The following is a 25685-nucleotide window of genomic DNA, read 5'->3' on the forward strand; positions in this document are numbered from 1 at the left end:
GCAACCTCGTCCATCCTTACTCTTCATCTTCCTGTCGCAGAGCATAATCAAACAGCGACTGCTGCTTCGGTTCGTTGATGGGATTTTCCGTCAAGGCATAGCGAAGCGCCTTGCGCCAGCCACGGTGGTCATCAATCCCCCCCGTGGCAGCATTGGTCATAGTGTAGAGCCACCAACGTTCCTCCGGCTGCAAGCCCAGCCAGTTCTGCATGGCTCTAGGGATATTCGTCGGGTCGCAGTCCTCGATAGCCCATATGAGCACCATCAGTTCCTTGCCGAAAAGCTCCCCAAAAACTGTCTGACGGGTCAAAAACTTCCCTGCCGCACGCTTTTTCTTCTGCAACCTGACATTGAATTCCGTCTTGACTGTCTCCTGCACCTGCTCCCACTTCGCCAGTGAAATCTCCACCTTGGCCTTGTCACTGAATATGTCTATCTTCTGCACGGCCACCCCATCCTGCCAGCGGAAACGCTCATATATAGTAACCTTATCTTCTTTACTCTTCTTCAAAGCAAGAAAATGGTGCTGGCTCTCACCTGGCAGGAAGCCAAACCCTATGCTTTTCTCCTTAGTCATCTTGTCTTATTTCTCCCGGGGAATAAGTGTCTATGCCTATTTTCTTCTCTCGATTGTAATCAATGAAGTTGCGGCCAGTGCCAAAAATCTTCTTCTCAATACCCATAGAGATATTGACATCTTTCTCCGTAGCCAGAGTGCGGCGCAACTCATTTATGGTATTTTCCAACACCTCTGCCGTCACCTTACTGCCACCGCCAATATTGAGCTCTATATAGCCGCCGTCCCCCTCATTTTCCATGATGGAGATGACCACATTCACATCTTCCACATCAATATTGTATTTTTTCAGGTAGCCCAATTCCTCATAGCATTCTCGGGTGCTGCTATACCTGACGGACTTGGAAAGATACAGGGGAGAGGCTTCTTTTACCACAATTCCCTGCTTCTTCGCAGCCTGCTCCACCTTTATATCATCTCTGGCGCGCACCTCCCCCTTTACCATGGCCGCAACCAGTACGTGCTGGCAGGTGTCCGGCATAGCAAAGGTACCGTCATAAAGACCGCCATTTTCCCCAGGCTCGGAGCCATCGGTGGTATAGCGAAGCTCTACCCCCTTCTGACTTTCCAGTGTGCACTCATAGACCGTGTTCAGTTGATTTATCTTATGTTTGATGGTAATGGGCCGCTGCCATTTCACCGGGTCTCCAGCAGGGTGCTCACCTGTGCTGTCAACACAGAGGAAGGATATTTCCAACGCCTCCGTGACAAAATCATTGAGGTTTTCCACAGTCAGGGAACTCTCAGTAGCCTGCGCTCCCTCATCATAAAGAACTCTGTCGCCATATTGAGGACGCAGTTTCAGATGTGCTGGCCCTGTCTCATGTTCATCGCTCTGCATAGTGACGTTAAGGCTGGTAGGCTCCTTGGGGAAAGGTCCTTTTTCTATATATTCGCCATCCTGTCGCCACAAATCACGCTCAAAGCAATACTCCTGCAAATCGTCCAGCATACCAGGATAATACCACAGCCAGCTTGTTTCTGTAGCCGTGCGCTCCCTTATCTCGCTAATCATCATCTGCTTGCGGGTGAAGATATTTTTTTCGCAAAGCCCCTGCACCTTTTCTGAAACCTGGTCATTGGAAAATTTATGCTTGGCTAAGAGCGTGTTTATGACCTGCTCTTCTCCATTGTAATCATTATCCCTGAACTCCATCATGAAAGCCGCATCCCGCAGTCTCTCCTTCAAAGGATAATGGAGCAGAGTAAAAGTCTCCCGTGCCGCACTCAGGATAGCAGTCTTCTTCTTTATCTGGGTATCCTTAGCCATCTGCAACTGGGGATTGTCCTCCGCCACATTGCCTTGGGCGCGGATATTGCTTATTATCTGCTCTATGGCCTTCAACTCCTTGGCAGAGGTATAAAGCCTCTCCATAGTATCACGATTGCCAGAGAGGAACATGACGCGGTTCTTGTAATTGGTCGCCTCATAAAAAGCCTGCAACTCAGGGTGCAGACCACCCCTATGTGGCTCAAATACTACCAAAGTAACCTCATCACGGGAAAGCTGTATTTCGTCCACTGCCGGGAATATCAGCAGCTTTTGATAGCAATTCCCCTGTTTGGGCTGAAAGCAGTTCTGCAGGAATTTCCGCAGAGTAGTTGCCTTGATGTCCTCGTTGCTATAACTGCCTGTCAGGGACTGCATCTCAGCAATCATATTGCGGGTATTCTGGAAGAAGATATGTCCCTTCTTGTCATTCTGCATATACCAAGACTTCATGCTGAAGTCGTCCATGGCACGTTTCAGCAGAGTTATGTCACGGTCAGGAGAGCAGAGATACCCTACCACTTCCTTGGGATCAAGTCCCAAAAGGGCATTGGGCACATCAGCCAGAGAAGCTACAAGGATAAGCTTGGCGGCATCGCTGGCATTGGTATTTTGGTACTGCTGGTCAATCTCCTCCGCAAAAGCCTTGCCGCCGGAAGCTATGTCCGTAGCTATAGCCTGGGTCAGCGAACTCTTGATTCCCTGAATCTCTCCCAACATCCCCCTGTTGTTGAGGTCAAAGTCATAAACGTGTACGAGATATTTTTTCTTAGCCCGTTCCCCATCGTTCTCATAAAGCCCTGCCACAATACGCCTCATAAAGCGAATAAGGCCTCGTGTCTGCTGAAAACCTGGGTTTTCCTTGAATCGGGCATAGAGGTTCCGCATAGCGGGGTGAAAAGGATATGCCTCTTTGATACCCGTATAGATTCTGTCGGGCTGCTCATTAGTATAGCCCATCTGCTTGGCTTCCAGCACAGCCTTTTGATAGGCTATGGCTATTTCATTGACTTCTTCATCCACCGGAAGTTCTGCAAATAAACGCTTCCTCAATATGTGGTAAACTTCATCAGAAGCGCTGCCCACGGGCTCAATATCTCGGCTTGTGCGATTCACCTCATTGGAAAGGTTCTTGAAAGAACTGCGAATCAGTTCACTGCCACTCTCATAGGTCGCCTCCAAATCCGAGATAACCACACAGACATTGGTCAGTTTGTCCTTGCTCAGAGCCGAAAACAAATTAGACAAGGCTGTAGCTGTAACCACCGACAAGTCAGAATTGCCCACGGTAGTAGCCTTGGCATTCTCCAAATAAGGGGGAATTTCATCCAGCAGAATCAGCAACGGCTCTCCCTGCAGCAAATTCACCCAGGCTGTTTCCCCCGGAGCCTGCAATGGTGAATAATAATCCCTGAAAACATCCTTCTTCCCCAGCTGCTCTGCTATAGCTCCCCAAATGCCAAACTTGGCATCAGATTCACGTCCATTGAAAGCTACCACACGAACAGCCCCAAGCTTCCTGTATTCACCTGCCTCGGGCAGTACCTCAGCACGATAAGAGGGATACATAGAGAGAAGCCCCAACGCTATCATATTATGTGTCTTGCCGCCGCCCATAGCCTGCGTGAGCTTAACCAGCCCTGTAGCGCCAATGCCCATAAAACGCTGAAAAGCAACCGTCAGCAGTTCTTTCATGCCATCAGTCAGATAGTTCTCTGCAAAAAAATCCTCTGGGTCTATCTTCTTTTCGATGAGATTCATGAGATGAAGTACATCATCCCGTTTATTCTCGTCAAACACACTCTGACGAGGCTTGCACAGATCAAACAGCGTTCTCATCGCATATCCCCCTAATATACTACATGCATCCACGTCACATATACAGCACCAGCCGTTGGCAGGGCATTGCTGTCCCCGTCAGCGGCTAGTTCATTTAGGCTAATTCATTTAACGAATCCTGGTTATTTTTTTTCCATGGAGTCTCCAAACCATCAATATGCTCAAATAAATCTGCCTTTATATCCGCTCCCATAGGGTCTAGAATAAAATCTATCCCCTCTCTTCTTGCAAGTTTTGCAGCGGGAACAAAATCACTGTCACCAGCAATTAAGATTATTTGATCAACCAGTCTTTTAAGTGCCAACGAAACTATATCTATCCCTATGCGCATGTCAACACCCTTTTGCTGGGCATTGAATTCAAAATCACCTTCAGTTAAACTTTCAAGCGTACGCTTTCCTGCCAATAAATCCTTGGTAACGCTTGCCCGCAAATTATAATTAGGTCGTTCTGCCAAAACACCTAATCGAAGTGCGTACTTGCGTCTTCTTTTCAGTTCATCCATAAAAGAAGTTGTCCACGTACTAGTATCAGATTTTTCTAAATCTACATTCTTCTTCGTAAGTGGATGATAGACACTTCGTCTGCTTGGAGCACAATCATAATAAAAAATTCTATATAGCTGACGCTCTACATTGCCATCTTTCTTATCCAAATGTGCCAAGCAATAGGCGTTCAATTCTCTGGCACGTTCCTCAGCAGTCTTCATTCCCCACTGATGCTTGGCTCTTTTCCTGTAAAATCCACCATCAACCAAAATCGCTGTCTTTATCATGATTATCACCCAAAATATAAGAGCCCCAAGGATTCCTCCACTCCTGTATAATCGGAGGGCGTACTACCATGGGGCTATTAAACCATTATAAGCATAAGCACTCAAGTACACCTTCATTTTATAGCACGTATTTCATTTTGTCAAACATTTTCCACTATATCGTTCAGCTTTTATGTCGACAAGGAATGTGCATTGGCGTTATAATTAGAAAATCTTAGCAAGCCATGATAAGGAGGATTTGCATTGTACATAGAATATATCACCCTCATCGCTGTCCTGCTGCTTAGTTATTTCGGACACAATATGACCGTAGTCTATGCGACAGGCATCGTGCTGCTGCTGAAGGTGCTTGGCCTCACCCCGGCCCTCGAAGCCCTGGGCACCCAGGGCCTCAACTGGGGCATCATCATCCTCACCGCTGCCATACTGGTGCCCATTGCCAACGGCACCATCACCATCCACACCATGATTGATGCCTTCCGCACCCATGCGGGCATCATAGCTATTGTGGCAGGCCTCCTGGCGGCGCTGGCCGGGGGCAGCGGTGTGGAGTTACTCAAGAGCACTCCTGATGTGATTCCGGCCCTCATCATCGGCACTATGGCAGGGGTCATCTTCTTCCACGGAGTGGCCGTAGGACCGCTGATTGCCGGGGGCGTGACCTACTTTGTGCTGCAGATTATAGGAAGACTCAGCTGAAGACTCCCTCCGTCAGCCCTTCGGGCTGCCGCCCCCCTCTCACTCATGCAAAAACACGTTGCCAATTCTAGCAACGTGTTTTTGTATATATGATGATTTTTGGGAAAGCTATATCAGAACCCTGCCTGGAATACCAGGTTCATCAGGAACAGGACCCCCAGGCCGAAGCCCAAAGAGGATACTTCCCTCCTGCTGCCATCCATCAGCTTCAGCAGGGGATAGGCAGTGAAACCAAAGGCCAGGCCCGTGGAAATGCTGCCGGACAGGGGAATCAGCACCACAATGAGAAAGGCCGGGAACCACTCAGCAAAATCCTGCAACTCCACGAACTGCAACTGCTGCATCATCATGGCGCCAGTGATGATGATCACCGGGGCAATGGCCGCCTGGGGTACATAGGAAAGGAAGGGTATGAGGAAGACTGACACGCTGAAAAGCAGAGCGCTCACCAGAGCCATCAGCCCGGTGCGCCCGCCGCTGGCAATGCCTGCGGCACTTTCCGCCGCCGCCACTGTGGGGCTGGTGCCCAGCACACTGGAAATGAGCGTAGTGAAAGCCGACCCCTTGTAAGTCCTGCCGAACTTCTCTTTCTCTGGCAAGATTCCCTGCAGGAGCCCCATGGTCTCAAAGATCATGATCATGGACATGGAAAACACAGACAGCAGGAAAGGAATGCTCAGGATATGGCTGAAATCCGCCTGAAGCAGCATAGAGGGATAATCCACCAGCCCTCTCACGCTGATTTCCAAAGGCGCGCCAATGCCAATGCCCAGGATATTGCCAACTACGCTGGTAACAATAATAGCGATGAAGAAGCTGCCCATCACATTTCTGAGATAAAGGGCCAGGCTCAGCACCAGTCCGAAGATGGAAAGCAGAGCCACAGGATTAGTCAGGCTGCCCAGCTCGATGATGGAGCTGCTGCCGCGGCGGATAAGCTCCGCTTTTTCCAGCCCGATTTCCACCAGGAACAGGCCAATGCCTGCGGTGATGGCACATTTGATGGAAGGAGGCACCGCCTCCGAAAGCCGCTTTGCCCATCTGGTGCAGGCCACATAGGCAAAGATAAGGCCGGACACCAGGGAAATGGCAATGGCTTCCTGCCAGCTAAGTCCCATGTGGGCGCAGACCGTATAGGTGAAGAAGGCGTTGATGCCCATGCCCGGGGTAAGTATGATGGGCGCATCTGCCACAAAGGCCATGATGAGGCAGCCAATCACCGAAGAAAAGATGGTGGCAAAGACGCTCATCCCCACAGGAATGCCAGCATCTGCCAAAATCAACGGATTGACGATGATGATGTAGGAAATGGCAAAAAAAGCGGTAATGCCTGCCAGTATTTCCCTCTGCAAAATTTTCTTGTCCTTTAGTGCTCCGCCAAAGAGCTTATCCATGGCTAACGCCTCCCTGAGTCTTTTATCCATATTGCTCCCATATTCTATTCCTTTCTTCCGTACAAAAAAAGGACATCCGTCCGTTAATGTCCCAATTACTTTCAAAATTAAATATTCAGATTTATACAGCTACACAAGGCATAACCAATGTGCTATAATCTCCTCATAGGATTATTGTCAACAGAAAGGGATATAGATATGAAACTGGACTATATGCTGGATCATATTCCGGAAAATATCCGGCAGCATACCACCAAACGCACCTTCCAGCCAGGGGATGTGGTGGTGAGGAAAGGTGAAAAGGCCGACCATGTATACATACTGACAGCAGGCAAGCTCCGGGTCAGCAATGAGTTTGAAAGCGGCCAGCGCTATACATTTGCCTCTTTGGAAGTGCCGGATATGATTGGAGATCTGGAAGTCCTGGCAGAACAGGAACACTTTGCCGCCACTAATGAGGCCGTCACTGAGTGCCAGGTATTGTCACTGACAGCTGACACCTTCCTGCACTGGATGAAAACCGACAATGACTTTGCCGTAGCAGTGGCAAAGCTGCTGGCTGCCAAGATGTACCCCACTTCCAACGAGGCTGGCCGGGTAAAATTCCAGCCCAGCCAGGAGCGCTTCGAGGAATACCTGGCCAAGCGCCTGGGCGATATCGAGACAGACCTCTTCATCCTCCACACCAGCCGCCAGCAGATAGCCGATGACATCGGCACCAGCGTCAAAACCGTCAACCGCTGCGTCACCAAGATGCGGGATGACGGTGACCTCTCCCTGCTCCACGGCAAGATTACCCTGAACCGTGAGCAGCAGGCCCGTCTCAGAGCTGTGTGGAAAAACGAACCTTAAAATCATACCTGCAATACAGACGCTAAAAGGGCAGCCCCCCGAGGGACTGCCCTGCTTTTGTGTCTGTTATTATTTCAAGGACTCCACATAGCGCTTGAGTTCCTCTGCCGCCTTGGTGACGCGGGAGAGGTTGGCCGTGATTTCTTCGGTGGAAGCGGCCTGCTCCTCACTGATGGAGCCGGTGTTCTCAATGGACTTGGAGATGCCTTCAACTGCCTTGTTCATTTCAGTCAGAGTGGACTGGATTTTCTCAGTTGCCTCACGGGACTGCTCGGCAAGTTTTCTCACTTCCTCAGCCACCACAGCGAAGCCGCGGCCCTGCTCACCGGCACGGGCTGCCTCGATGGCGGCATTGAGGCCCAGAAGGTTGGTCTGACCAGCAATATTCGTGATGAAGTCGATGACCTTGATAGTGTCAGCATTCTTCTCCTGCAGGAATTTCGCCTGCTCCACGGACTCCTGCCCGGCCTTGGCGAGGGCGCTGGCGCTTTTCGCCACCTGCTCAACAGCCTCATAGACCGTCTGTGTGGATGTTGCAATTTCCTCGATAGAAGCAGCCAGCTTGTTGGTTACCTCCTCATTTTGCTTGAATTCCTCAGCCATAGATATTCCTCCTCAATCATGAATATTGTTGATTATGCCCTTCGGGTCCATTTCCCTTGATAAATTCCTTTTGTTCTTATTCCACAAGCAAGGAAAAAAACCTGCTGCCCGGCAAAATTTTTCTATCTTTCAACCCTAAGCAGCGGTTCCGCTATGTAGCCGTAAGCATGACCTGCCAAAAGGGAAGCCAAAAGCTCCCTGCCCTCATATTCCTGCCATTCCTTCCCTGGAGGCCACTTCAGCGCCTCCAGCTGCCGCCTGCGGAAGATGGCGGAGGCCAGCCCACCGGGGAAGCACTGACGGGCATCCCAGATGCTCTGGGCCGCCTGGCTGCCATCACCGGGCATAAAGATTTCCTTGCCTGTGTCAATATCGAAAACTTCCTGCCGCATGATCTTGTCTGAGAGGTAATCCCCCTCCTCCACCGCCGACACCATCAGGCTCAGTTCTTCCTGGGCAGAAAGGGCAGAGACCATCTTGATAAGCCTGTCCGGCAGCATAATGAAGCCCTCAGGCAGCCACTGCACAAACTCCCCCTTCATGCCCTCAGGCAGAAGTTCCCAGGCCTCAGGCCCTGACAGCAGGGAAATGCACTCCACAGGCTGCTGCTCCAAAAGCTCTACCAGCGCAGCTTCTCCCTCTGGCGAAATTTCCGGAGCCAGCACAATGTATTCCTTGAAAGGATAGTCGTCAGACAGGGCAGATGCCATGGTCCTGGCAAAAAGCTCAAGATTTCCCCTGTACTGCATGACAATGCTGACAGGCTGGACAAAGAGCCTGGCTCTAAGTTCTGCACATTCCTCTGCCAGCTGCTCTGCTGCCAGCATGACAACTTCCAGCAGGCTTTCCTTGTCGTAGTCCGGCGTATAGCAAAGCCTCACCACATCACTGCCGGGCAGCCGTGGCGCCTTCACCGGCTGTCTGAGGTTTTCAGGCTGCAGGCTCCTGCCCTTCATAAGCTCCCTGTATCCCTCCCGCCACTGATGGGCGGTGCGGGTGTAGCGGGTATACTTTGCCACATTGCCCAGCCAACCCACGGCGGCTTTCTTGGCAGCCTGTTCCTCACTGCGCCAGGGATAATGAGCGATGTGGACGCCTTTTACCACCTCCGGCACCACAGCCTGCCTGTCCCCCTCATTGCCAGGCAGCAGAGCCCGATGGCTCCCTTGGGAAATCTCCAGCTGGGCTTCCTTCACCGCCCCGGCTCCCAACACGGCCTTGGTAAGGCTGTCGGGCCACTTCTCCCGATATGCACGCCGGGACAGCAGGAAGCCCTGGCCGCTTCTGGGCACATACCTGACCCAGGGGATGGCATAGACTTTTCCCTCGTCCATGGCGGCAAAGACCGAGCGGCAATAATTGCCTACGCTCTGTCCTGCATTGCCACTCCCATCCGGCAGCAGAAATTCATCAGCATCAAGTGGCACCACAAAACCTGCCCCCTCAGCCACCGCCTGCCGCATCAGCGCTGTCACCACTTCGGACTGGAGTTGGGCCGCCCCCTTAACCTCAGAAAGGACAATAGGCAAGCCATCCTGCTGGAGGGCCTGCAGGATGGACAGGGTCTCGTCACTGCTCTCGTGCACAGCCACATAAAGCTTATCAGCCCAACCCAGATTGTGGCGCACAAAACTTTCTATTACATCCGCTTCATTGCGGACCATGGAAACTACTGCAATAAGACTCATAATAAAAACCTCAGCGCAGGGCAGCCAGCAGCAGGAAATCCGTCTGGGGCAGCCTGGAAGCAAACTCCTGAGCCTTTTCCTTCTCCCCCTGCTCATGGCAGAGCACAGCCATATTCCGCAGGCTTTCTCCGTCCAGCGGATCAATCTTCAAGGCTTCCTCAAGGAAACGACGTGCCTCCCCATAATTTTTCTGGTAGAAATATCCGCCTGCAAAGACATTGTAAAGATGGATTTTCGCCTGCAGCGGCACGGGCTTTTCCGCAATGGCCTTCAGCTCTGCTTCAATATCTGCCACTGGTGCTGCCGGCGCAGGAGCCTCACAAGCCGGTACTTCCTGCGGAGCAATTTCCTGCACCACATGCGGCTCAGGAGCAGGTGCTGCCGGAGCTGCAGGCGGGGCAGTTTTCTCCACCACAGGTGTCTTTTCTTCGTCCTCCCCTGCCACAAAAGCTGCCACATGGGGATATTCAGCCCTGATGCGCTCAGGCTCGCACCTATAATAATATTCCAAAATATCATTCAAATCCTGGGACTGTTCTTCCGTAAGCAGTTCCCTGTTGCTGGCCAGCAGGACATCTGACAGGGAAAGAGCTCCTTCCTCACGCTCATTGAGAATACAGAGACGGGCCAGAAGAATGCGGGCAGGGATATGGTAAGGAGCCAGGTCCATCACCATGTCCACCCATTTGGTAGACCTTTCGTAATCCCCCACCATGAAATAGCAGTAGGCCCCGTCATACAGAAGATCCGGGTCATAGCTGTTGTCCTTGACAAGTTCTGCCAAAGAGCCCAGTGCCTCGGCGTAGTCACCTGCCTCCATCTGTTCCTTCATCTGCTCCCGCAAACCCGCATCCCTGCGGCGGATTTCCATCTTATTGGCCTTTTCTTTCTTTTTATTCAGCTTGCGGCTGCTCTTGCTCATATTTACCGTCCTTTCTCCCGCAGCATCACCCACAGGCTCGGCTGCCTCATTATTTTCCTTTACAGGAGTATTCAACCAAAGAAGCCCGGATTCCTCTATGGTAAAGCCGGACTTCTCCAGCCACTTGACATAAATTTCCGCATAAGCCTGCTCCACCGCCGCCACATAAGGACCGCTTGCCATAACAGGAGAACGCTCCATCATCGGACGCAGCTTCTTATGCAGGGCCTTCAGGCACTCTTTGTCTTCTGCCAGTGACACAGCCCGCTCTGCATATTCCCCCTCAGAAAAGGTGCACAGCTCCGCCAAGCCCATATTCATAAGCAAACTGTAACCAAAACGAGAATTGTGCCGCTCGCCTGCCAAAGTCACTACAGGCACCCCCATGTAAAGCGCATCGCAAGTGGTGCCCCCACCGGGATAAGGCCAGGTATCAAGGGCAATATCAATCTCATGGTAGTCCTTTAAATAATCAGGTGCAAAGGGATATGCTTCCACCCGTGCCAGGTCAATCCCTGCCGCTTCTATGCGGGCAAAGGCCAGCTTCCTGCCATACTCGCTGTTGAAAATCTGAGCCCGCAGATGGAGACGGCTGCCCTGTACCTGCCGCAGAATCTTCGCCCAAACCCGCAGGACTTCGTCCGTGACCTTGGCAAAATTATTCAGACAGCCAAAGGTGACAAAGCCTTTGGCAAGGCAGGGGGCTTCCCCCACCTCTCCCGGAGCATCATGCCACATATAGCAGAAATGAGACTTGGGAAGCCTCAGAAGCTTTTCTGTAAAATAATGTTCATTTCCCCCGTCCTCCGGGTCAAGATAGTGGTCAGTCAAAAAGTAATCCACTGCCGGCAGGCCCGTGGTATCAAAATAACCAATGCCTGAAAGCTGCACAGGAGCAGGCTTGCAGGCCAGCACAGGCAGCATATTCTGAGCAGTGTGGCCTGCAAGGTCAAAGAGTATATCTATCTCATCCTCGTACACGGCCTGGGCAATCTCCACCGGAGCCATCCCTCGCACATTGCGCCAGCCATCCACCCAGGAGGCAAACTCGGCACTGGCACTGTCCTCTATGCAGTTGGTGTAGCAATAGACCTCAAATCGTTCCCGGTTGTAATCCTTAAGCAAGGCATAGCTGAAAAAAGCTACCACATGAAAGCGTAAGTCCGGGGATATATAGCCGATGCGCATTTTCGCACGGCCATGGGGCTTGTGGCTGTACTGCTCCACCCGAGAGAGCATTTCCCCATACTTTTGGGCTTCTGCCAGCATAAAGGACTGAGGCTCATTCAGATAGTGCAGATTGAAGAGATAATTGCTGTAATCTGCCAGACTACCCGTGGCCAAAGTCTTGTACTCCACGGATTTCAGATAATGACCGGCTGCCTCCCGGGGCCGGGCCAGCTTCCGTTCAAGATTGGCCAGGATGCTGTAGGCCGCCCCCCGATACCAGTCTTCCATGGGCAGGTTCAAGGCATGGCGCACCTCCGCTTCCGCACTTTCCCAGTCCCCACTAAGCATCTTTATGCGCCCCAGAAGGAAATGACCTGTGCCATCTTCCTTCATATCAAAGAGTCCTTCGTAGTCAGCTGCAGCAGCTAAAGCCCCATCCTTATCGTTGCCGTCTATGTAAGCCGCCAATACCGTATGCCAAATTTTCCTGTCCCGGGTGCCAATCTCCCGGATTTCCTCTGCTAGAGCCACCGCTTCCTGGTAGCGGCATCTTTCCAGAGCATCCATCAGAGCCAGATAGCACTTATGTACCTTCTGATAAGGCAAGAGTTTTTTTTCTGCCATGAGCCCACCTCCCCCATTGCCTATCAAGTTGCAATTATTCTATATCCGCCCCCTCTTTTCCTTTTTAAGCAAACGAAAAGACCGCACAGTCTCTTCAAAACCTGTGCGGTCTACATACACAATTATGCTGCTACTTCCATAGATGATCCGGCAGCCTTCTTCTGAGCAGCATAAGCCGCATGTGCATTGTGCTGCTTGATCTGTGCATTCACCTGCTGGAAGGCGCTGCTGCCCAATTTAGTGCTGTTGCCAAAATTAGAACCAGTGGTGCCATTCTTACGGGCAGCGCTCATGCCCTTGCCCATGTTCTGCATGCCCTGATTGTAATCCTGGCGAATCTGCTGCTGGAATCTGCTCTTGCCAACCTTGGTCTCATTGCCAAAATTAGAAACCTCGTAATAGGAACGAGTCTTATCCATAATCTTCGAGGTCTGATGTTCACCAATCGCAGTAGTCTGCTTGTTGCCTTGCTGGAATTTGCTGGTACCTATCTTGGTCTGATTGCCAAAATTGGATACCGAATAGATAGCTTTCGCCCTGTCCATGATTTCGGCGGTCTTTTGCTCACCGATGCTCACAATAGTACGGCTCTCCCGGGAAATAGCTCCCGTACCCACCTTGGTGTCATTGCCCAGGTTCGAAGACTCATAATAAGAACTCGCCTTGGCAAACCCCTCTGCGGCTTTTTGCTGCCCTGTAACACTTACCTGCTTGTTAAGCTCAGGGAAGCTTGGAACATTGCTGATGCTCATGCCCATAGTAATCCCCCACTTTCCTTAGAACTTGCGCTCACTCCATTGCTTGATTTCCTTTGGTTGACCAACTCAAATAGGTACATAGTCCTATATTAGTATTATACCTGCACCCTCCTAATTTTGCAACAATAATATTAAAAGATTGATTATAAACTTTATCAATAAGAAACATGACATATCTGATAGGATATTTATCCTGTGAATACTTTCACCTCCCCTGTATACAATTCTCTGATAATATAGTATACTGTAACTTGTGAAACATATATAACATTGTAAACCGGCCAAAGATGCCGTCAAATTACAAAAACGGCAGCAGGCCGCAGGCAAAGGAGAGATCCAAATGGCAGACAGCAAAGCGTACGTCAAAGAAGTCTTGGACCTGGTGGCAAAGCGTGACCCTGACCAGCCCCAGTTCCTCCACACCGCAGGCAAAGTCCTGGAATCCGTCGAACCGGTGCTCTCGCAGCATCCCGAATACCAGGCAAACAAAATCCTCGAGCGCATGGTAGAACCGGAGCGCGTCATTTCCTTCCGTGTTCCCTGGACAGATGACAAGGGCGAGATCCAGATCAACCGCGGCTTCCGCGTGCAGATGTCCTCTGCCATCGGCCCCTATAAGGGCGGTCTGCGCTTCCACCCCAGCGTGAACCTGGATATCCTGAAATTCCTGGCCTTCGAACAGGTTTACAAGAACGCCCTCACGGGCCTGCCCATCGGCGGTGCCAAGGGCGGCTCCGACTTTGACCCCCACGGCAAGAGCGATGCAGAGGTCATGCGCTTCTGCCAGAGCTTCATGACTGAGCTTTACCGCCATATCGGACCGGATGTGGATGTACCGGCAGGTGATATCGGCGTAGGCGGCCGCGAGGTAGGCTATCTCTTCGGCCAGTACAAGCGCATCAGGAACTCCTACGACGCAGGCGTCCTCACGGGCAAGCGCGTGGATTACTGGGGCAGCCTGGCCCGCCCCGAAGCTACGGGCTACGGCCTCCTGTATTTCGTCAAGAACATGCTGGATGCCAAGGGCATCGACCTGAAAGACAAGGTGCTGGTAGTCTCCGGCTCCGGCAACGTGGCCACCTATGCCATCGAGAAGGCCCAGTCCTTCGGCGCCAAGGTGGTTACCTGCTCCGACTCCAACGGCTATGTCTATGACCCCAATGGCATCGACCTGGATGCTGTGAAGGAAATCAAGCAGGTGCGCCGCGGCCGCATCAAGGAATATGTGGAGACTCATCCCAATGCCGAGTACCATGAGGGCTGCTCCGGCGTCTGGACCGTGAAGTGCGACGTGGCCCTCCCCTGCGCTACCCAGGGTGAAATCAGCCTGGAATCCGCCAAGATTCTGGTGGAGAACGGGGTCAAGGCCGTAGGCGAAGGCGCCAACATGCCTTCCGTCATCGAGGCCATCGATTACTTCCAGAGCCACGGCGTCCTCTTCGCCCCCGCCAAGGCAGCCAACGCCGGCGGCGTGGCAGTCTCCGCCCTTGAAATGGCCCAGAACTCCGAGCGTCTCCAGTGGACCTTCGAAGAAGTTGACGGCCGCCTCCAGGGCATCATGAAGAACATCTACGAACAGTCCAAGAAGAACGCTGAAGCATACGCAGATCCTGATGATCTCGTAGCTGGCGCCAACATCACCGCCTTCCTGAAGGTGGCCAACGTCATGCTGGCACACGGGCTGGTGTAAGAACAACATAAAAGGATAAAAATGGCCCGCCAAGGCTACGCAAAGCCTTGGCGGGCTGTTTTTACGATATTTCCAAATCCCCCTGCTGGTCACGCCTGCGGAAGGAAAAACCTGCCAGTTGCTGGCTGGCCCAGCCTACAAAAAGGCCCAGGATGTTGGCGCCGGTGATGTAGACGAAAGCAACAACCAGGTTCAAAATATAGTCAGACTGAGCGGGAAAAGCGCCCAGGTAATAGCCTGCAAAGATGCAGGAAAAGGAATTAAAACCCACCAGTGAATGCTTGATACAGGGCAGCTTCAGGGCTACCATCAAGGCCATGATCATCAGGAACACCGCCAGCATGGAAGCCTGCATCCCTGGCATGAACACAGCGAACGCATCCGTCAGAACCACAGCCGTCAGGGCCAGGACTGCCGCCGCCACGCAGGTGACAGAACCTTCCCTGATGGCCGTTTTATTTGCCCCAATGGCCAGATACCACGCCCAGCCAATGAAAAGCGCCCACACCGGCATCCCTGCCAAAGTCCCCAGGCAAGCCAGCGCCGAAACACCCGCCACCACGAAATCCGTCTGATTGATATCAAGAATAGCCTTTCCCAACTGTCTCATACAATCCCCTCTATCTTTATTTTAATTGTTTATTATTATTTTATGGGATTATCAGAAAAATGGAAAGGACATGTGACCTGGAATTTTACTAAACACTATAACTTTTACATTCCTCCGCCCACTTAAACACGTATATTATATGTATTTACGATATAGTCTTTTAAGTATCCAGAGTAGTCGTAATCATACGTTACCCTCGAAGTTTTCCAGCCACTAGACGAATCCCACCTTAATATCAGCCATTGGTTATTTTTATATAAAATGGTTGCATCTAAAAGACGGTATTCACTTGGATAATTTGCAGGAACAAATTTAACTTTAGCTTCATAAGCATAAGATGCAGCCGCCTCTGTAGGAGAAACTGTTTCAGTCACCACATAATAACTACCATTACCATAGGCACACAGATAATAATCAGATGCAACTGCAATTTTCTGAACAGGAAAGATTATTGCAAAGGCAACAATCATAGTACCAATATATCTTGCAATTATTCTCATATTAAATTCCTCCTAAATCCCATACCAACTCACTACAATAATTTTTTCCTCTAGCATGTTCTAATGGTTGCTGATTTCACTTTTGTGTTAGGACTCTATGCAACAATGCTAACGGTATTGCCACCCATCCTAATAGCAACGCCCATATTATCCTGCTTATGATGTAGTCACCAGTATTACTGTATATTTCTGCCCTGGTGTTCAAAATATGATACTTGAGATAATATATAGCCTTGACACCAGCATATATATAAATAACAAAAATAATCAACTCAAATATGCCAGCGATTGTCTTTAGTATTTCCATTCTCCCACCTCCCAAACAACTAACACAAGTCATTTCAAGTTATGATAAAGTTTATCTATTTTCCATCCGTTTTTTGTGTTTATCACTTCAGCAGTACCGCTAAAATCTCTAGTGCCACCCGGATTATCTACAGCTCTAAGATTAAATGTTAAAATTATTTTTTTTGCCGTTTGGGAATAAATCATTACATCAGAAGGCACACTACTTACTGTCGTCTTGAAGCCAGGAACCCAACCTTCATATGACATACGCTTTTTGAAATTCTCGCTTAGACAATCATACGCCTCCCTATACTTCTTGTTAGTAATATTTGCATGATAGTTATATAGCACCTGTATGGCAGGATTTTGTGCTTCAGCCTTGGTCGGCTTATTAGCTGATGCTTTTTCATCCATCCTGGCACTTATATACTGAACCTTATCATCTCCTTTGTTAAAAGCAAACCTCAACAATCCATCTTTATTGTTCACTGTTGTAAATTTATACTCATAAAGCTCCAAATTTTCATATTTTGATTTGATAAAATTATCGCCATACATCAAACGAACATCCTGCAATGTAGCACCTTCATGCAGGCCGCGCTTAGAATATGCATGAGCACTTTCCGACACCAAACCTATAACCACATTATTATTTACCACTACTCTCACATCATCATACTGATAATATTGTTTCTCACCTTTAGCTTGGAGACTGCGTTCTTGTCCAAACAAGGCATGCATTTTCTCTATATCAGCTCCCAAATCCAGACCATTTATGGACAATTCAGAGGCTTTGGCAGCCTGTTCCTCTATCGAAAAAAAATTATTCTCCTTGTTTTCCTGAACATTTTCTTCTACTGCCTGTGGTTCATTGGCACCTTTTCCCGACATATTAGCCAAGAACACCCCTAAAGCTATACAAGCGAATAAACTAATAACAATACCTGCAGCTATGATTGCGTTTTTTCTTGATTTAGACTTATCTTCACTTGATGTAGCTTTTGTGGGTTGTACCACTGACATTTGCTGCGTATCCTCTATAGATAATGGTCTTTCCAATTGCGGACTATTATTCTCTTCCTTCACCTCCAAAGCTTGCTCCTCTGCCTGCTCTTGCTCAGCTGACACTACCGGCCTCGGCTTGCCACATGCAACACAAAAATTTCCAAAATTAACCCTTCCACATTCACAAAGCCAATTCGCATCCTTTCCATTGCCACCAACTGCCTTGTCCTTTGTTTCCATAACCACTGTCCCCCATTTCCCTAATTAGCAATCAGTGAAACAGTTCCGTCTGCACTGATTGCACGACAGCAATCAGTATAAACCTCTATATATTCATAACCGCCATGAATAGCAATCCCGCGTACCCTCTCCAGACCTTGTGGCAATTCTTCCCCTGTCTTATAATGTTCTATTATATTACCTACAAAATCCAGCATATGTACTTCATATGGTTTCCCCAAATAGCATACAGCAACAACTCCTAGCAAAATTCCCGCTAATTCTACTTCAGGAAATTCTTTACTCAAGGCCTCCAGCACGCGGCTAACCTTTTCCTGATTGTGCACATGTCCACCTGCATCCAAATTGTGCAATGTCTCCATGTATTCTTTCGATCTTCTTTGGCGCAATATTTTGGCCATTTGCATTTCCGTATATTGCTTTTTTACTGGCTCTTTTCTTTTTAGGTCCAACGTATTTATTGTCTGCTCTGCCTGCTTTTGCATAAATAAAGGTTTCGGCATCTATTGTTACCTCCCTGCGAAATTAAGTATCACAAAAGCACCTTTCTTGTCTTAACACCTGATGATTGCGCCAGTTTTTCACCACCGATTGGCTTGCCAGAAGCAGGTACTGCTCTCTCTTTTCCCCACTCACGTATAGATTCTATTTTTTCAGGGCTTGTCTGGGATAAAGGAACCACATTATTGAATGCTGTAATCAGTTGCTCTGGAGTCATAATAAAATTAGGATTCGCTATCGTACGATAAGCCAAATCCCTTACTGTCGACTCTAAATCAGCACCAGTAAACCCATCAGTGAGCTGAATTATTTTATCAGCCAAATCCCCACTAAAATCCACATTCAAATATTTCTTCATGTATAATGACAAAATATCTTTTCTTTCATCTGCAGTAGGCAAGTCCACAAAAAACAGCTCATCGAAACGTCCTCTACGCAACAATTCTGACGGTAACATTGATACATCATTCGCAGTGGCTACTACAAACACCTGTTTTTTACATTCCTGCATCCAAAATAAGAACTGGCCTACCATTCTAGTAGATACTCCGCCATCACCTGCACCACCTGTTGCGCCAGATAATCCCTTTTCTATCTCATCAATCCACAGTATACATGGAGACACATTCTCTGCCGTTGTCAGAGCATCTTTCAACTGCTGCTCAGACTGACCAACGTAGCTCCCCTGCACCGTGGCAAAGTCCAAGCGATAGAGCGGCAAATGCCAATTAGCAGCAATTGATTTAGCAGACAATGACTTGCCGCAACCAGGCACACCTACCAATAATATTCCCCGCGGTGGCTGAAGCCCCTTCGCACGCAGCATATCTCGTTTTTCCGGCTTCAATAATTCTTTCTTTTCTTCCAGCCACCTGCGTAGCCCCTCTAATCCGCCGACATTTTCCACACTGCGGTCAACGTCTATTTTTTCCAAGCCTGAAATATCTGAAAACAACCTGTTCTTGGCAAACCTTATCTCATCCATATCAGACTTTTTAATACATTTATTCGCTATTAAAACCGCAATTACATTTTCCGCTTCAATCTTACTGACTCCGGCTAAGGCCGAAGCCGCCTCTCTGATATCCGAATTATCCCACTCTATCGTAATCTCGTTTCTATAATCATCTATATATTCCTTGATAATGGAATACATCTCTTCTTCATCAGGCAAGCCTATCTTTACAATCAACCCCTGACGCTGCAACTGATTCCAAACCGTATTATTAGTCATAATAATAACAACACCGCCAGATTCATTGGCTAGATTTACTAATGCCAAAATCTGTTTCGATTCGTTATTCTCCGAACTTAAATCCGGGGTTTCTGTCAATACAATTGTCAAGTATTGTCTGCGTTGCATCTGTTCTGTCATATAATCAATTGCCCCATAAAAGGATTTGTCTTCGTTTACAATTTTTTCTGTGACAATATCATATACACCTTTAGAAGAAGTATGCACATAAAAGGGTAATTGCAACTCTATCGCCGTTTCCTTTAATATATCTAATGTACGTCCATGCTCAATGGTATTGATTGTAATCAATGGAATTCTAGCTAGGGAATATTTTTTCAATAATTCTCTACTTTTTATTGCATCACTCATTTTCTTCTCTCCCTAATAATACTGTCCAATCTGTTCTTTCTTACGATACTCAGCATTTTCCCCGTGCGGTCGCTCTTAGCAGAGTCCTCCAATGATTTCTGCATGCTCACAATCTGCTCATCTATCATATCCCTAAGCGTATTGCGCTGTACCTCAGGTAGTACATTCAAATCAGACAACTTAAGAAGGAACTGCATTTCCTTTCTCAAATGCAAAATTGACTGCACAATCATACTGTCACTATTGCCTGATCGTTTCATTTCCAGCTGAAACCTGTCTGTAGCAGCATTCATACGAAAATTAATCACTTCTATAAACTTCTTCATAAATCTTTCCGCTATGCCTGGCTGCCATATCAGTTCTCCTTGATGCATTGCTTCCAGCACTTCATTATCTTCCTTTTTCTCTTTAATCATTGCCAGAAGATTTATCCATTCAGCATAGCTTTTTGGTATTGCTATCATTTGTCTCTCACCCTCCTCACTGGTAATTGTGGTGGCTCTATACTCCAGCTTGGAAGATCCTTGGCAAAAACACTTTCTTCCTCCACCTCTATCGTAGGCACGTGTATTTCTATATGTCTCTTTAATGGCTTATACTTATTTACTGCCACTTGTGGAACAGTCATTCCTGCCATATTTATCTGTGTACCTGACTGCTCCTCATTCCCATTGGGTAATTTTGTCCCACAGGAATAACAAAAAGCCCAATCACTTTCATTCTCACTTGAACAATTAGGGCATATAATTTTATTGCTCTCTTTCAACATATCAGTTTCGTTGTCATTTAACGATTCAGCCATAAATCCACTCTCCCTTACAACATAATCTTACGATTGCTATCTGTCAGTTTTCTGACATACTGTTCTGGTGTGATTTGATTTAAGAAATCCAATACATCCTGACTATTTTTATCTTTTTCAGTAAACTCTTCCCGAAAATCAACAACTTCTGCCATGAAGGCACGTATAACCTCCAGCCCCGTCTCTAATCTTTGGGCGAAATCTGTCTCAATCTTATTCTTCAATTCCACAATCTCATTTTTTCGACTAAAATGACGAATCACGCAACCAATGCCAGCTATAACAGCAATTATGCCCATCCCCTTGCTGCCGGTCAACGCCATAATTCCGCCCATTGCCGCTATGGCACCGCCTCCATAAAGACAAAAAGTATCAAACCCTGTCAGCACACATTTTTCTAGAGCTTTCTTTTTTTCATCTAATAATAAATCCCGATACTTTTCTAACAGTTTCTCTTCATTTTCACCTGCTATGGTATTATCGTCTAATACGTCCACTTGAATTAATATTTTATGAGGAATTTTCATGCGATTCTTGGCAATAACATCGTTATAGGCCTCATTTATCCAATCACGTGACAAAGCAATAGCAAATTTCTGCGTAGATACACTAGCATGTGATTCCTCTGGATTCATGGCCGCCTCTGTCAACAGTTGCGTAAAATCCTTGTGGGTTTCAAATAACTTTTCCTCTATGTCCAAATTTTTCTTAGCCCGCTCCTTATCACCCTCAAATTGTATGACCAATTCATTATAACGTTCTCTTTTCTTTAACGGTAATTCCTCATCATCGAAATCCGTCACTAAACTATGCAAAATATCATCTAATTGCTCCTTGAGAGAATTATTTGTTGCTTCCTGTTCAAATATGTTTGCAAAATAATCAAAAATATGCTCATGTAGATTTGCCCCTTCTAAAATATCCTCTAATACCGGCCATGTGGGGCTATACCTCCGCAAATAAGTATACGAAGATGTATCCACAGGTTCACGTTTGGCCAAAATTGCCTTTGACCACTGCTCCCTTTGTTGTTCAACGAATCCCGTTTTTTCAGCCAAGTGCTCCAGCCACTTATCAATCTGCTTGGCAATCAAGCCTTCTGAATCTGCCCCCAATAATCCACTTGCATAAGCATCTAAGATGATAATTGCATTCCTGTCCAAACTTTCTTCATTCTGACCTGCCAAATATCGTTGTGCCCATTTCAAACACGCATTTTTACGATTTGCCCGCCTACATACCAAGGCAAAAAATAATGATGTTTTTTCATCATTGCGTCTAAGTCCCTCTTTTACCGCCTTGTCCGCCAAATCCTGCTGATTGCTAATCCAAGCAGCAAGTGCCACCAAACAGGGAGCCAACCAATACCCTGGCGTGGCCAGCATCAACTCTTCCGTAGCTGTGCTTATGGTTTCTTTTCTAACAATTCCCAAGTCATCTGCCTGCAGAATCCCCAATGCATGTTCACGCACTGTTTTGTATTTGCCAAATTTCTGCTCCAGCTCCAATTTTATATCAATAAGATCCGCTTTTGCTTCCTGCACATTATTTCTGCCCATTTGATAGGCAATGAAATGATGTAAGTCCTGCGTTAACCTGTCAATATGCTTATCGACCACTTTAACATGGTCATCTACAGTATCTATGCCTGCATCTATATTACCTAAACGTCCATGGATATCTTTTAGTTTATTCTCTATACCAGTCAAATCCGCTTGTACTATACCTTTGAGTTCACTCATTTCAACCTCTCCCACTATCACATCAGCTTGACAAACACAGGCAATTTCTACGACAAAACTGCATAATTCAAACTTCCCACACCATAAAATAGCATTGTATTTTATATGTGGGAAGTTTGATTTGTTATTAACCTTTACGATAATATGTGGGGGTACCATTCTCAAAATGGATTCCCCAGACGCTGCCATCAAAAATCTGGAAACTGTTCATGCCATTTTCCGACCAGTTTTGGACAGTTAGTTTTCTGTCAGGTGCATACTGGATAACAAGGTCGTTACCTGTCTGCGATATAGACTGAAATGACAAAGAACCATATAGGACAACTCGATCAGCAGCATTGCTATTCATAACGTAGTCTATGCCATCATTGTCACCATAAAAGAAATAATCCGATCCTGCTCCGCCAATCAGACTGTCGTCTCCGGCTACACCACCCCAAAGAGATGAGCCACCAGTCCCTGCCGTGATTGTATCACTTCTTTTGTTTCCTATCAATACTTCCAGAGAGCTATACTTACTTCCATCAATAGAACGTGAATTTATGTAGTCACTGTCACTTTCAAGATAAACTTGAGCAATTTCATCGCCAGTACTACTTACTATTTTTACAAATTGATCATTTGTTCCCAGCAGTATAGAATCATTGCCTGAATGCAGTCCTAAATAACTTTTATAGCAACTATCATAATATCTTCCTACTGATATTCCTGTATATCCAGCCTCCCATTGTATTACATCAACACTACCGGTTATAATATCATTACCATTTTGAGCCTCAAAAACTACAGTATTAGGATTGTTGATAGAATTTGTACTATAACACTGGATGGAGTCATTGCCTAATCCCCCACGTACAGTTCCTCCGCACACAACGATTTCATCATTGCCAGCACCTGCAAAAACCACATCGGCATATATAATCAAATCGTTACCAGCACCACTAACTACTGTATCTTTAGTAGTATGATATGAGCTGTTACGAACAGTCCAATTTCTATCATTAGTTGTGATATATTGAGATACTTTATACTTGGGCTGCTGTTTATTATATGAGGATAAGTCGTCGTTACTTAGTCTATAATAATCATAATTCTTATAGCGTGTCATTTCTCCAGTTCTATAATAACTATTATGAGAACTAGATGAGGGAAATGCTTCAGTTATAGACGAAGAAGAAACTGTCAATGAACTATCTTTATAATCTCCATTTGGATATTCAGAATAGAAGTTTACAGTGCTCCCGGTATCATAATTCTGTAAAAGCGAATCGCTTAATGAAACTTTTACGTATGAATCACTCATGATAAGCCCCTCCTTGATGTTACACTGCGCTTTCTAAGCACAGCTCCCTAATTCATAAAACCTCAAAGTCCTATCAACCACACTGCTTGTCAATTCACCTCGCATTGCTATATTTTTTTGAATTAGATATTTTTTCTGACTTTTATGGTTACAAAAAACAACTACAACTTCAATAACATACCTTTGGCTGGACACATCAAACAAAATCCTGCTTCCTACTGAAATCCAGCAGTAATCGCTCATCAATCTTCAAAATCTCTGCTACCTTGAAGAATTTGTCCATAGAAAGATGCTTCAATCCACGCTCAACCTGAGATAAGAAATTGCTGCTAACCTCTATCTGCTCCGCCAGTTCAGCCTGCGTCATGTTACGAGACCTACGATAGTAGCCTATATTCAGCCCTACCATAGCTTTCTTCTCGTCAACAGTTGGCTCCATCTTTCCATCCCTCCAATGTATAGATATTTACATTATAGAACATTTCAAAATATCTTGTTGTGACTTTCAGTTATAAAACTATCACTCACAGTATCAATTTTTCATTTCCAGAAAATTTTTCCCCACCTCCACAGTTGTATTTGCTTATAGTACCACAATCCCTCCAATTTTTGGTGTCCTGCCAGGACACACCTAAAATGCAGACACAGTATACACAATCGCAAAAAAGCCGCTCCGAAGAGCGGCTGCGCACGCCTGACAAGGTTAACCAGACCTGTATTCCATGCACTTGTGGGCTAGCCGTAATCCTCAAAGCCTGTCCAACCACTTGCAGATGTAGTAGCCGACTACGCTCGCCATGACAGACCAGAAAAAGATTTCCGCAGTAATGCCTGATGCTTTTCCTTCTTTCATGTGTAGAAGAAAACCTCACCTCTCCAAATAAAACTGGAAATTCCAGTACATAGACGTTCCCCCGGCATCCTCCAGCCGCACTCCCATATTGCAGAACCTGCCGCGAATGTTTCTACCTCCCAGAGGAATGGCGATATCACGGGCTACGCCGGAAGGGATAGTAGGGAGCGTCTGGCTGGCGACCTCTCTATCGTAAGTTATTTCCAATCTTGGGGAAACAAAATCTGCAGCGGATTCGTTCTCTATGTGCAGGTTGAGCGTCCATTCATCAGGGAAAGTTCTGCTCTCCTCATTGCCTGCCCAATTTTGCCAGATGGATGCTGGTATGCCAAGTCCTTCTTCAAAAGGACTGCCGTTCAGGTAGAAGGTGCATTGTGATCTCTGCAGGAAGGGGTAGGTGAAAGATGGCGGGTCTTTTTCCTTTGGATGTTCGGCAGGACTATCATTTGCCACCGGATTCTCTGGTTCCTTTGCCAACGGCTCTGGCTCCGGCAGATAAGGCCTGTCTGCTGTGACAGGCTGCGCTGCTTCATCTTCTTTCTGCCCGTCTTCCATCACAACGACCTCCTGCACAGGCAGCATTTTCTCAGCAGACTGCTGCTGCCACCAAAATATCGGCAGCAGAATTGCCAATACCAGAGCTGCCGCTGCTGTCTTTCGCTGCAGTGCCCTGCCCCTCTGCCTGCGGCTCAGATCTGCCATTATTTCCTCTACGCAGCCATAACGGTCAGCAGGATCAAGGGCCGTGCATCTGGCGATTATTCCTTTTAGCACTCCCCGGTAATCCTTGCCCAGCATCCTCTGCAGGGTCACCCCCAGAGAATAGATGTCGCTTCTGGCATCTGTCTGCCCGAAGCCATACTGCTCCGGCGGCGCATAGCCTTTGGTGCCCAGAGATTCTGTATCTCTGGCGCCGCCTTCCTTCGTCTGGCGGGCAATGCCGAAGTCGATGAGCTTTACCTGCCCGGTTTTCGTCAGCATGATATTGGCAGGCTTGATATCCCTGTGAATGATCTCTGCATCATGCAAATGGCCCAAGCAGGTACACAGCTCTTTCAGTATATACAGGGCCAGCTTTTCCTCCAGGCAGCGTTCCTGCTCCAGTTTCTCAGCCAGCGTGCTTCCCTCAATATATTCCTCTATGACCCAAAGCTTCCCATCCAGTTCCACCAAACGGTAGATTTCCGGCAGGTGGGGATTTTTCATGTCCTTCAGCTTTTCGTAGACAGCTTTGGCAGCCAGCCCTCTTTGCTTCAGCAGGCAGACACGCTTGCCAAGCTTATCATATATAAGCCAGTTGGCACTGCCCCCACTGGTTTCCAACTTGTCCACTGGTTCGTAAAGGCTGCCTAAAGCCAGCTCCCATCTTTCCAT

Annotated in this window: 23 protein-coding genes; 3 read left to right on the top strand and 20 right to left on the bottom strand. The window is 47.6% G+C overall.

Annotation, left to right across the window (positions count from 1 at the left end):
• Nucleotides 1-16: 16 nt before the first annotated feature.
• From P159_RS0116395 to P159_RS0116405, 3 genes are all read right to left on the bottom strand, one after another.
• Complete coding sequence (locus tag P159_RS0116395) at nt 17-577, bottom strand: DUF3780 domain-containing protein (RefSeq protein ID WP_029545829.1); 561 nt, start codon at nt 575-577, stop codon at nt 17-19.
• Nucleotides 570-3686 carry a DUF499 domain-containing protein gene (locus P159_RS0116400; protein ID WP_029545831.1) on the bottom strand — a complete coding sequence of 1039 codons (3117 nt, stop codon included), beginning with the start codon at nt 3684-3686 and terminating at the stop codon, nt 570-572. Before P159_RS0116400 ends, P159_RS0116395 begins: the two co-directional genes overlap by 8 nt.
• A gap of 94 nt (nt 3687-3780) precedes the next feature.
• Nucleotides 3781-4461 (bottom strand): NYN domain-containing protein, encoded by a 681-nt coding sequence (locus P159_RS0116405; RefSeq protein ID WP_029545833.1) that lies wholly within the window; start codon nt 4459-4461, stop codon nt 3781-3783.
• Between the two features lie 243 nt (nt 4462-4704).
• Here P159_RS0116405 and P159_RS0116410 point away from each other — a divergent pair, with 243 nt between their 5' ends.
• Nucleotides 4705-5160 (top strand): DUF441 domain-containing protein, encoded by a 456-nt coding sequence (locus P159_RS0116410; protein ID WP_029545835.1) that lies wholly within the window; start codon nt 4705-4707, stop codon nt 5158-5160.
• 113 nt (nt 5161-5273) lie between these two features.
• Here the strand turns inward: P159_RS0116410 and P159_RS0116415 are convergent, their stop codons facing one another.
• Nucleotides 5274-6554 carry an NCS2 family permease gene (locus P159_RS0116415; RefSeq protein WP_221174100.1) on the bottom strand — a complete coding sequence of 427 codons (1281 nt, stop codon included), beginning with the start codon at nt 6552-6554 and terminating at the stop codon, nt 5274-5276.
• Nucleotides 6555-6752: 198 nt separating this feature from the next.
• Here P159_RS0116415 and P159_RS0116420 point away from each other — a divergent pair, with 198 nt between their 5' ends.
• A complete protein-coding gene (locus P159_RS0116420) occupies nt 6753-7406 on the top strand; it encodes a Crp/Fnr family transcriptional regulator (protein ID WP_029545839.1) in 654 nt (217 codons plus the stop codon).
• 69 nt (nt 7407-7475) lie between these two features.
• On the opposite strand, the gene P159_RS0116425 is transcribed toward P159_RS0116420, so the two are convergent.
• The 4 genes from P159_RS0116425 to P159_RS0116440 form a co-directional block, all read right to left on the bottom strand.
• Nucleotides 7476-8009, bottom strand: coding sequence for a methyl-accepting chemotaxis protein (locus tag P159_RS0116425; RefSeq protein ID WP_029545841.1), 534 nt, complete (start codon nt 8007-8009; stop codon nt 7476-7478).
• A gap of 122 nt (nt 8010-8131) precedes the next feature.
• Nucleotides 8132-9697 (bottom strand): glycosyltransferase family 2 protein, encoded by a 1566-nt coding sequence (locus P159_RS0116430; protein WP_029545843.1) that lies wholly within the window; start codon nt 9695-9697, stop codon nt 8132-8134.
• A gap of 10 nt (nt 9698-9707) precedes the next feature.
• Nucleotides 9708-12413, bottom strand: coding sequence for a tetratricopeptide repeat protein (locus tag P159_RS19670; protein ID WP_051650429.1), 2706 nt, complete (start codon nt 12411-12413; stop codon nt 9708-9710).
• Nucleotides 12414-12535: 122 nt separating this feature from the next.
• A complete protein-coding gene (locus P159_RS0116440) occupies nt 12536-13165 on the bottom strand; it encodes a hypothetical protein (protein ID WP_185753772.1) in 630 nt (209 codons plus the stop codon).
• A 346-nt stretch (nt 13166-13511) separates the two neighbouring features.
• On the opposite strand from P159_RS0116440, the gene gdhA reads away from it, so the two are divergent.
• Nucleotides 13512-14861 carry an NADP-specific glutamate dehydrogenase gene (gene gdhA, locus P159_RS0116445; protein ID WP_029545848.1) on the top strand — a complete coding sequence of 450 codons (1350 nt, stop codon included), beginning with the start codon at nt 13512-13514 and terminating at the stop codon, nt 14859-14861.
• Between the two features lie 61 nt (nt 14862-14922).
• Here the strand turns inward: gdhA and P159_RS0116450 are convergent, their stop codons facing one another.
• From P159_RS0116450 to P159_RS19675, 12 genes are all read right to left on the bottom strand, one after another.
• Entirely contained in the window at nt 14923-15471 is a 549-nt protein-coding gene (locus P159_RS0116450) for a DUF1097 domain-containing protein (protein WP_029545850.1), read from the bottom strand.
• A gap of 122 nt (nt 15472-15593) precedes the next feature.
• Entirely contained in the window at nt 15594-15971 is a 378-nt protein-coding gene (locus tag P159_RS0116455; RefSeq protein ID WP_029545852.1) for a hypothetical protein, read from the bottom strand.
• A 76-nt stretch (nt 15972-16047) separates the two neighbouring features.
• Nucleotides 16048-16278 carry a hypothetical protein gene (locus P159_RS0116460; RefSeq protein WP_029545854.1) on the bottom strand — a complete coding sequence of 77 codons (231 nt, stop codon included), beginning with the start codon at nt 16276-16278 and terminating at the stop codon, nt 16048-16050.
• A 29-nt stretch (nt 16279-16307) separates the two neighbouring features.
• Complete coding sequence (locus tag P159_RS0116465; protein ID WP_029545856.1) at nt 16308-17504, bottom strand: hypothetical protein; 1197 nt, start codon at nt 17502-17504, stop codon at nt 16308-16310.
• 20 nt (nt 17505-17524) lie between these two features.
• A complete protein-coding gene (locus tag P159_RS0116470; protein ID WP_029545858.1) occupies nt 17525-18007 on the bottom strand; it encodes a hypothetical protein in 483 nt (160 codons plus the stop codon).
• A 29-nt stretch (nt 18008-18036) separates the two neighbouring features.
• Nucleotides 18037-19611: an AAA family ATPase gene (locus P159_RS0116475; RefSeq protein WP_029545860.1), complete on the bottom strand. Its 1575-nt coding sequence runs from the start codon at nt 19609-19611 to the stop codon at nt 18037-18039.
• Nucleotides 19608-20075, bottom strand: coding sequence for a hypothetical protein (locus P159_RS0116480; protein WP_029545862.1), 468 nt, complete (start codon nt 20073-20075; stop codon nt 19608-19610). The genes P159_RS0116475 and P159_RS0116480 overlap by 4 nt, the downstream gene beginning before the upstream one ends.
• The gene (locus tag P159_RS0116485; RefSeq protein ID WP_029545864.1) at nt 20072-20413 is read right to left on the bottom strand and encodes a zinc ribbon domain-containing protein; all 342 of its coding nucleotides are present in this window, start codon (nt 20411-20413) and stop codon (nt 20072-20074) included. The genes P159_RS0116480 and P159_RS0116485 overlap by 4 nt, the downstream gene beginning before the upstream one ends.
• A 14-nt stretch (nt 20414-20427) precedes the next feature.
• Nucleotides 20428-22320 (bottom strand): DUF456 domain-containing protein, encoded by a 1893-nt coding sequence (locus P159_RS0116490; RefSeq protein WP_221174101.1) that lies wholly within the window; start codon nt 22318-22320, stop codon nt 20428-20430.
• Nucleotides 22283-23458: a hypothetical protein gene (locus P159_RS0116495; RefSeq protein WP_185753773.1), complete on the bottom strand. Its 1176-nt coding sequence runs from the start codon at nt 23456-23458 to the stop codon at nt 22283-22285. Before P159_RS0116495 ends, P159_RS0116490 begins: the two co-directional genes overlap by 38 nt.
• A gap of 196 nt (nt 23459-23654) precedes the next feature.
• The gene (locus P159_RS0116500; protein ID WP_029545869.1) at nt 23655-23897 is read right to left on the bottom strand and encodes a helix-turn-helix transcriptional regulator; all 243 of its coding nucleotides are present in this window, start codon (nt 23895-23897) and stop codon (nt 23655-23657) included.
• A gap of 429 nt (nt 23898-24326) precedes the next feature.
• Nucleotides 24327-25685: a serine/threonine-protein kinase gene (locus tag P159_RS19675; RefSeq protein WP_051650430.1), complete on the bottom strand. Its 1359-nt coding sequence runs from the start codon at nt 25683-25685 to the stop codon at nt 24327-24329.

The organism is Selenomonas sp. AB3002, from assembly GCF_000702545.1.
Classification (GTDB): domain Bacteria; phylum Bacillota; class Negativicutes; order Selenomonadales; family Selenomonadaceae; genus Selenomonas_B; species Selenomonas_B ruminantium_A.

Coding starts and splice junctions, on each gene's coding strand:
- P159_RS0116395 (WP_029545829.1), bottom strand. CDS start 577: ATGACTAAGGAGAAAAGCATAGGGTTTGGCTTCCTGCCAGGTGAGAGC.
- P159_RS0116400 (WP_029545831.1), bottom strand. CDS start 3,686: ATGAGAACGCTGTTTGATCTGTGCAAGCCTCGTCAGAGTGTGTTTGAC.
- P159_RS0116405 (WP_029545833.1), bottom strand. CDS start 4,461: ATGATAAAGACAGCGATTTTGGTTGATGGTGGATTTTACAGGAAAAGA.
- P159_RS0116415 (WP_221174100.1), bottom strand. CDS start 6,554: ATGGATAAGCTCTTTGGCGGAGCACTAAAGGACAAGAAAATTTTGCAG.
- P159_RS0116420 (WP_029545839.1), top strand. CDS start 6,753: ATGAAACTGGACTATATGCTGGATCATATTCCGGAAAATATCCGGCAG.
- P159_RS0116425 (WP_029545841.1), bottom strand. CDS start 8,009: ATGGCTGAGGAATTCAAGCAAAATGAGGAGGTAACCAACAAGCTGGCT.
- P159_RS0116430 (WP_029545843.1), bottom strand. CDS start 9,697: ATGAGTCTTATTGCAGTAGTTTCCATGGTCCGCAATGAAGCGGATGTA.
- P159_RS19670 (WP_051650429.1), bottom strand. CDS start 12,413: ATGGCAGAAAAAAAACTCTTGCCTTATCAGAAGGTACATAAGTGCTAT.
- P159_RS0116440 (WP_185753772.1), bottom strand. CDS start 13,165: ATGAGCATCAGCAATGTTCCAAGCTTCCCTGAGCTTAACAAGCAGGTA.
- gdhA (WP_029545848.1), top strand. CDS start 13,512: ATGGCAGACAGCAAAGCGTACGTCAAAGAAGTCTTGGACCTGGTGGCA.
- P159_RS0116450 (WP_029545850.1), bottom strand. CDS start 15,471: ATGAGACAGTTGGGAAAGGCTATTCTTGATATCAATCAGACGGATTTC.
- P159_RS0116455 (WP_029545852.1), bottom strand. CDS start 15,971: ATGAGAATAATTGCAAGATATATTGGTACTATGATTGTTGCCTTTGCA.
- P159_RS0116460 (WP_029545854.1), bottom strand. CDS start 16,278: ATGGAAATACTAAAGACAATCGCTGGCATATTTGAGTTGATTATTTTT.
- P159_RS0116465 (WP_029545856.1), bottom strand. CDS start 17,504: ATGGAAACAAAGGACAAGGCAGTTGGTGGCAATGGAAAGGATGCGAAT.
- P159_RS0116470 (WP_029545858.1), bottom strand. CDS start 18,007: ATGCCGAAACCTTTATTTATGCAAAAGCAGGCAGAGCAGACAATAAAT.
- P159_RS0116475 (WP_029545860.1), bottom strand. CDS start 19,611: ATGAGTGATGCAATAAAAAGTAGAGAATTATTGAAAAAATATTCCCTA.
- P159_RS0116480 (WP_029545862.1), bottom strand. CDS start 20,075: ATGATAGCAATACCAAAAAGCTATGCTGAATGGATAAATCTTCTGGCA.
- P159_RS0116485 (WP_029545864.1), bottom strand. CDS start 20,413: ATGGCTGAATCGTTAAATGACAACGAAACTGATATGTTGAAAGAGAGC.
- P159_RS0116495 (WP_185753773.1), bottom strand. CDS start 23,458: ATGAGTGATTCATACGTAAAAGTTTCATTAAGCGATTCGCTTTTACAG.
- P159_RS0116500 (WP_029545869.1), bottom strand. CDS start 23,897: ATGGAGCCAACTGTTGACGAGAAGAAAGCTATGGTAGGGCTGAATATA.
- P159_RS19675 (WP_051650430.1), bottom strand. CDS start 25,685: ATGGAAAGATGGGAGCTGGCTTTAGGCAGCCTTTACGAACCAGTGGAC.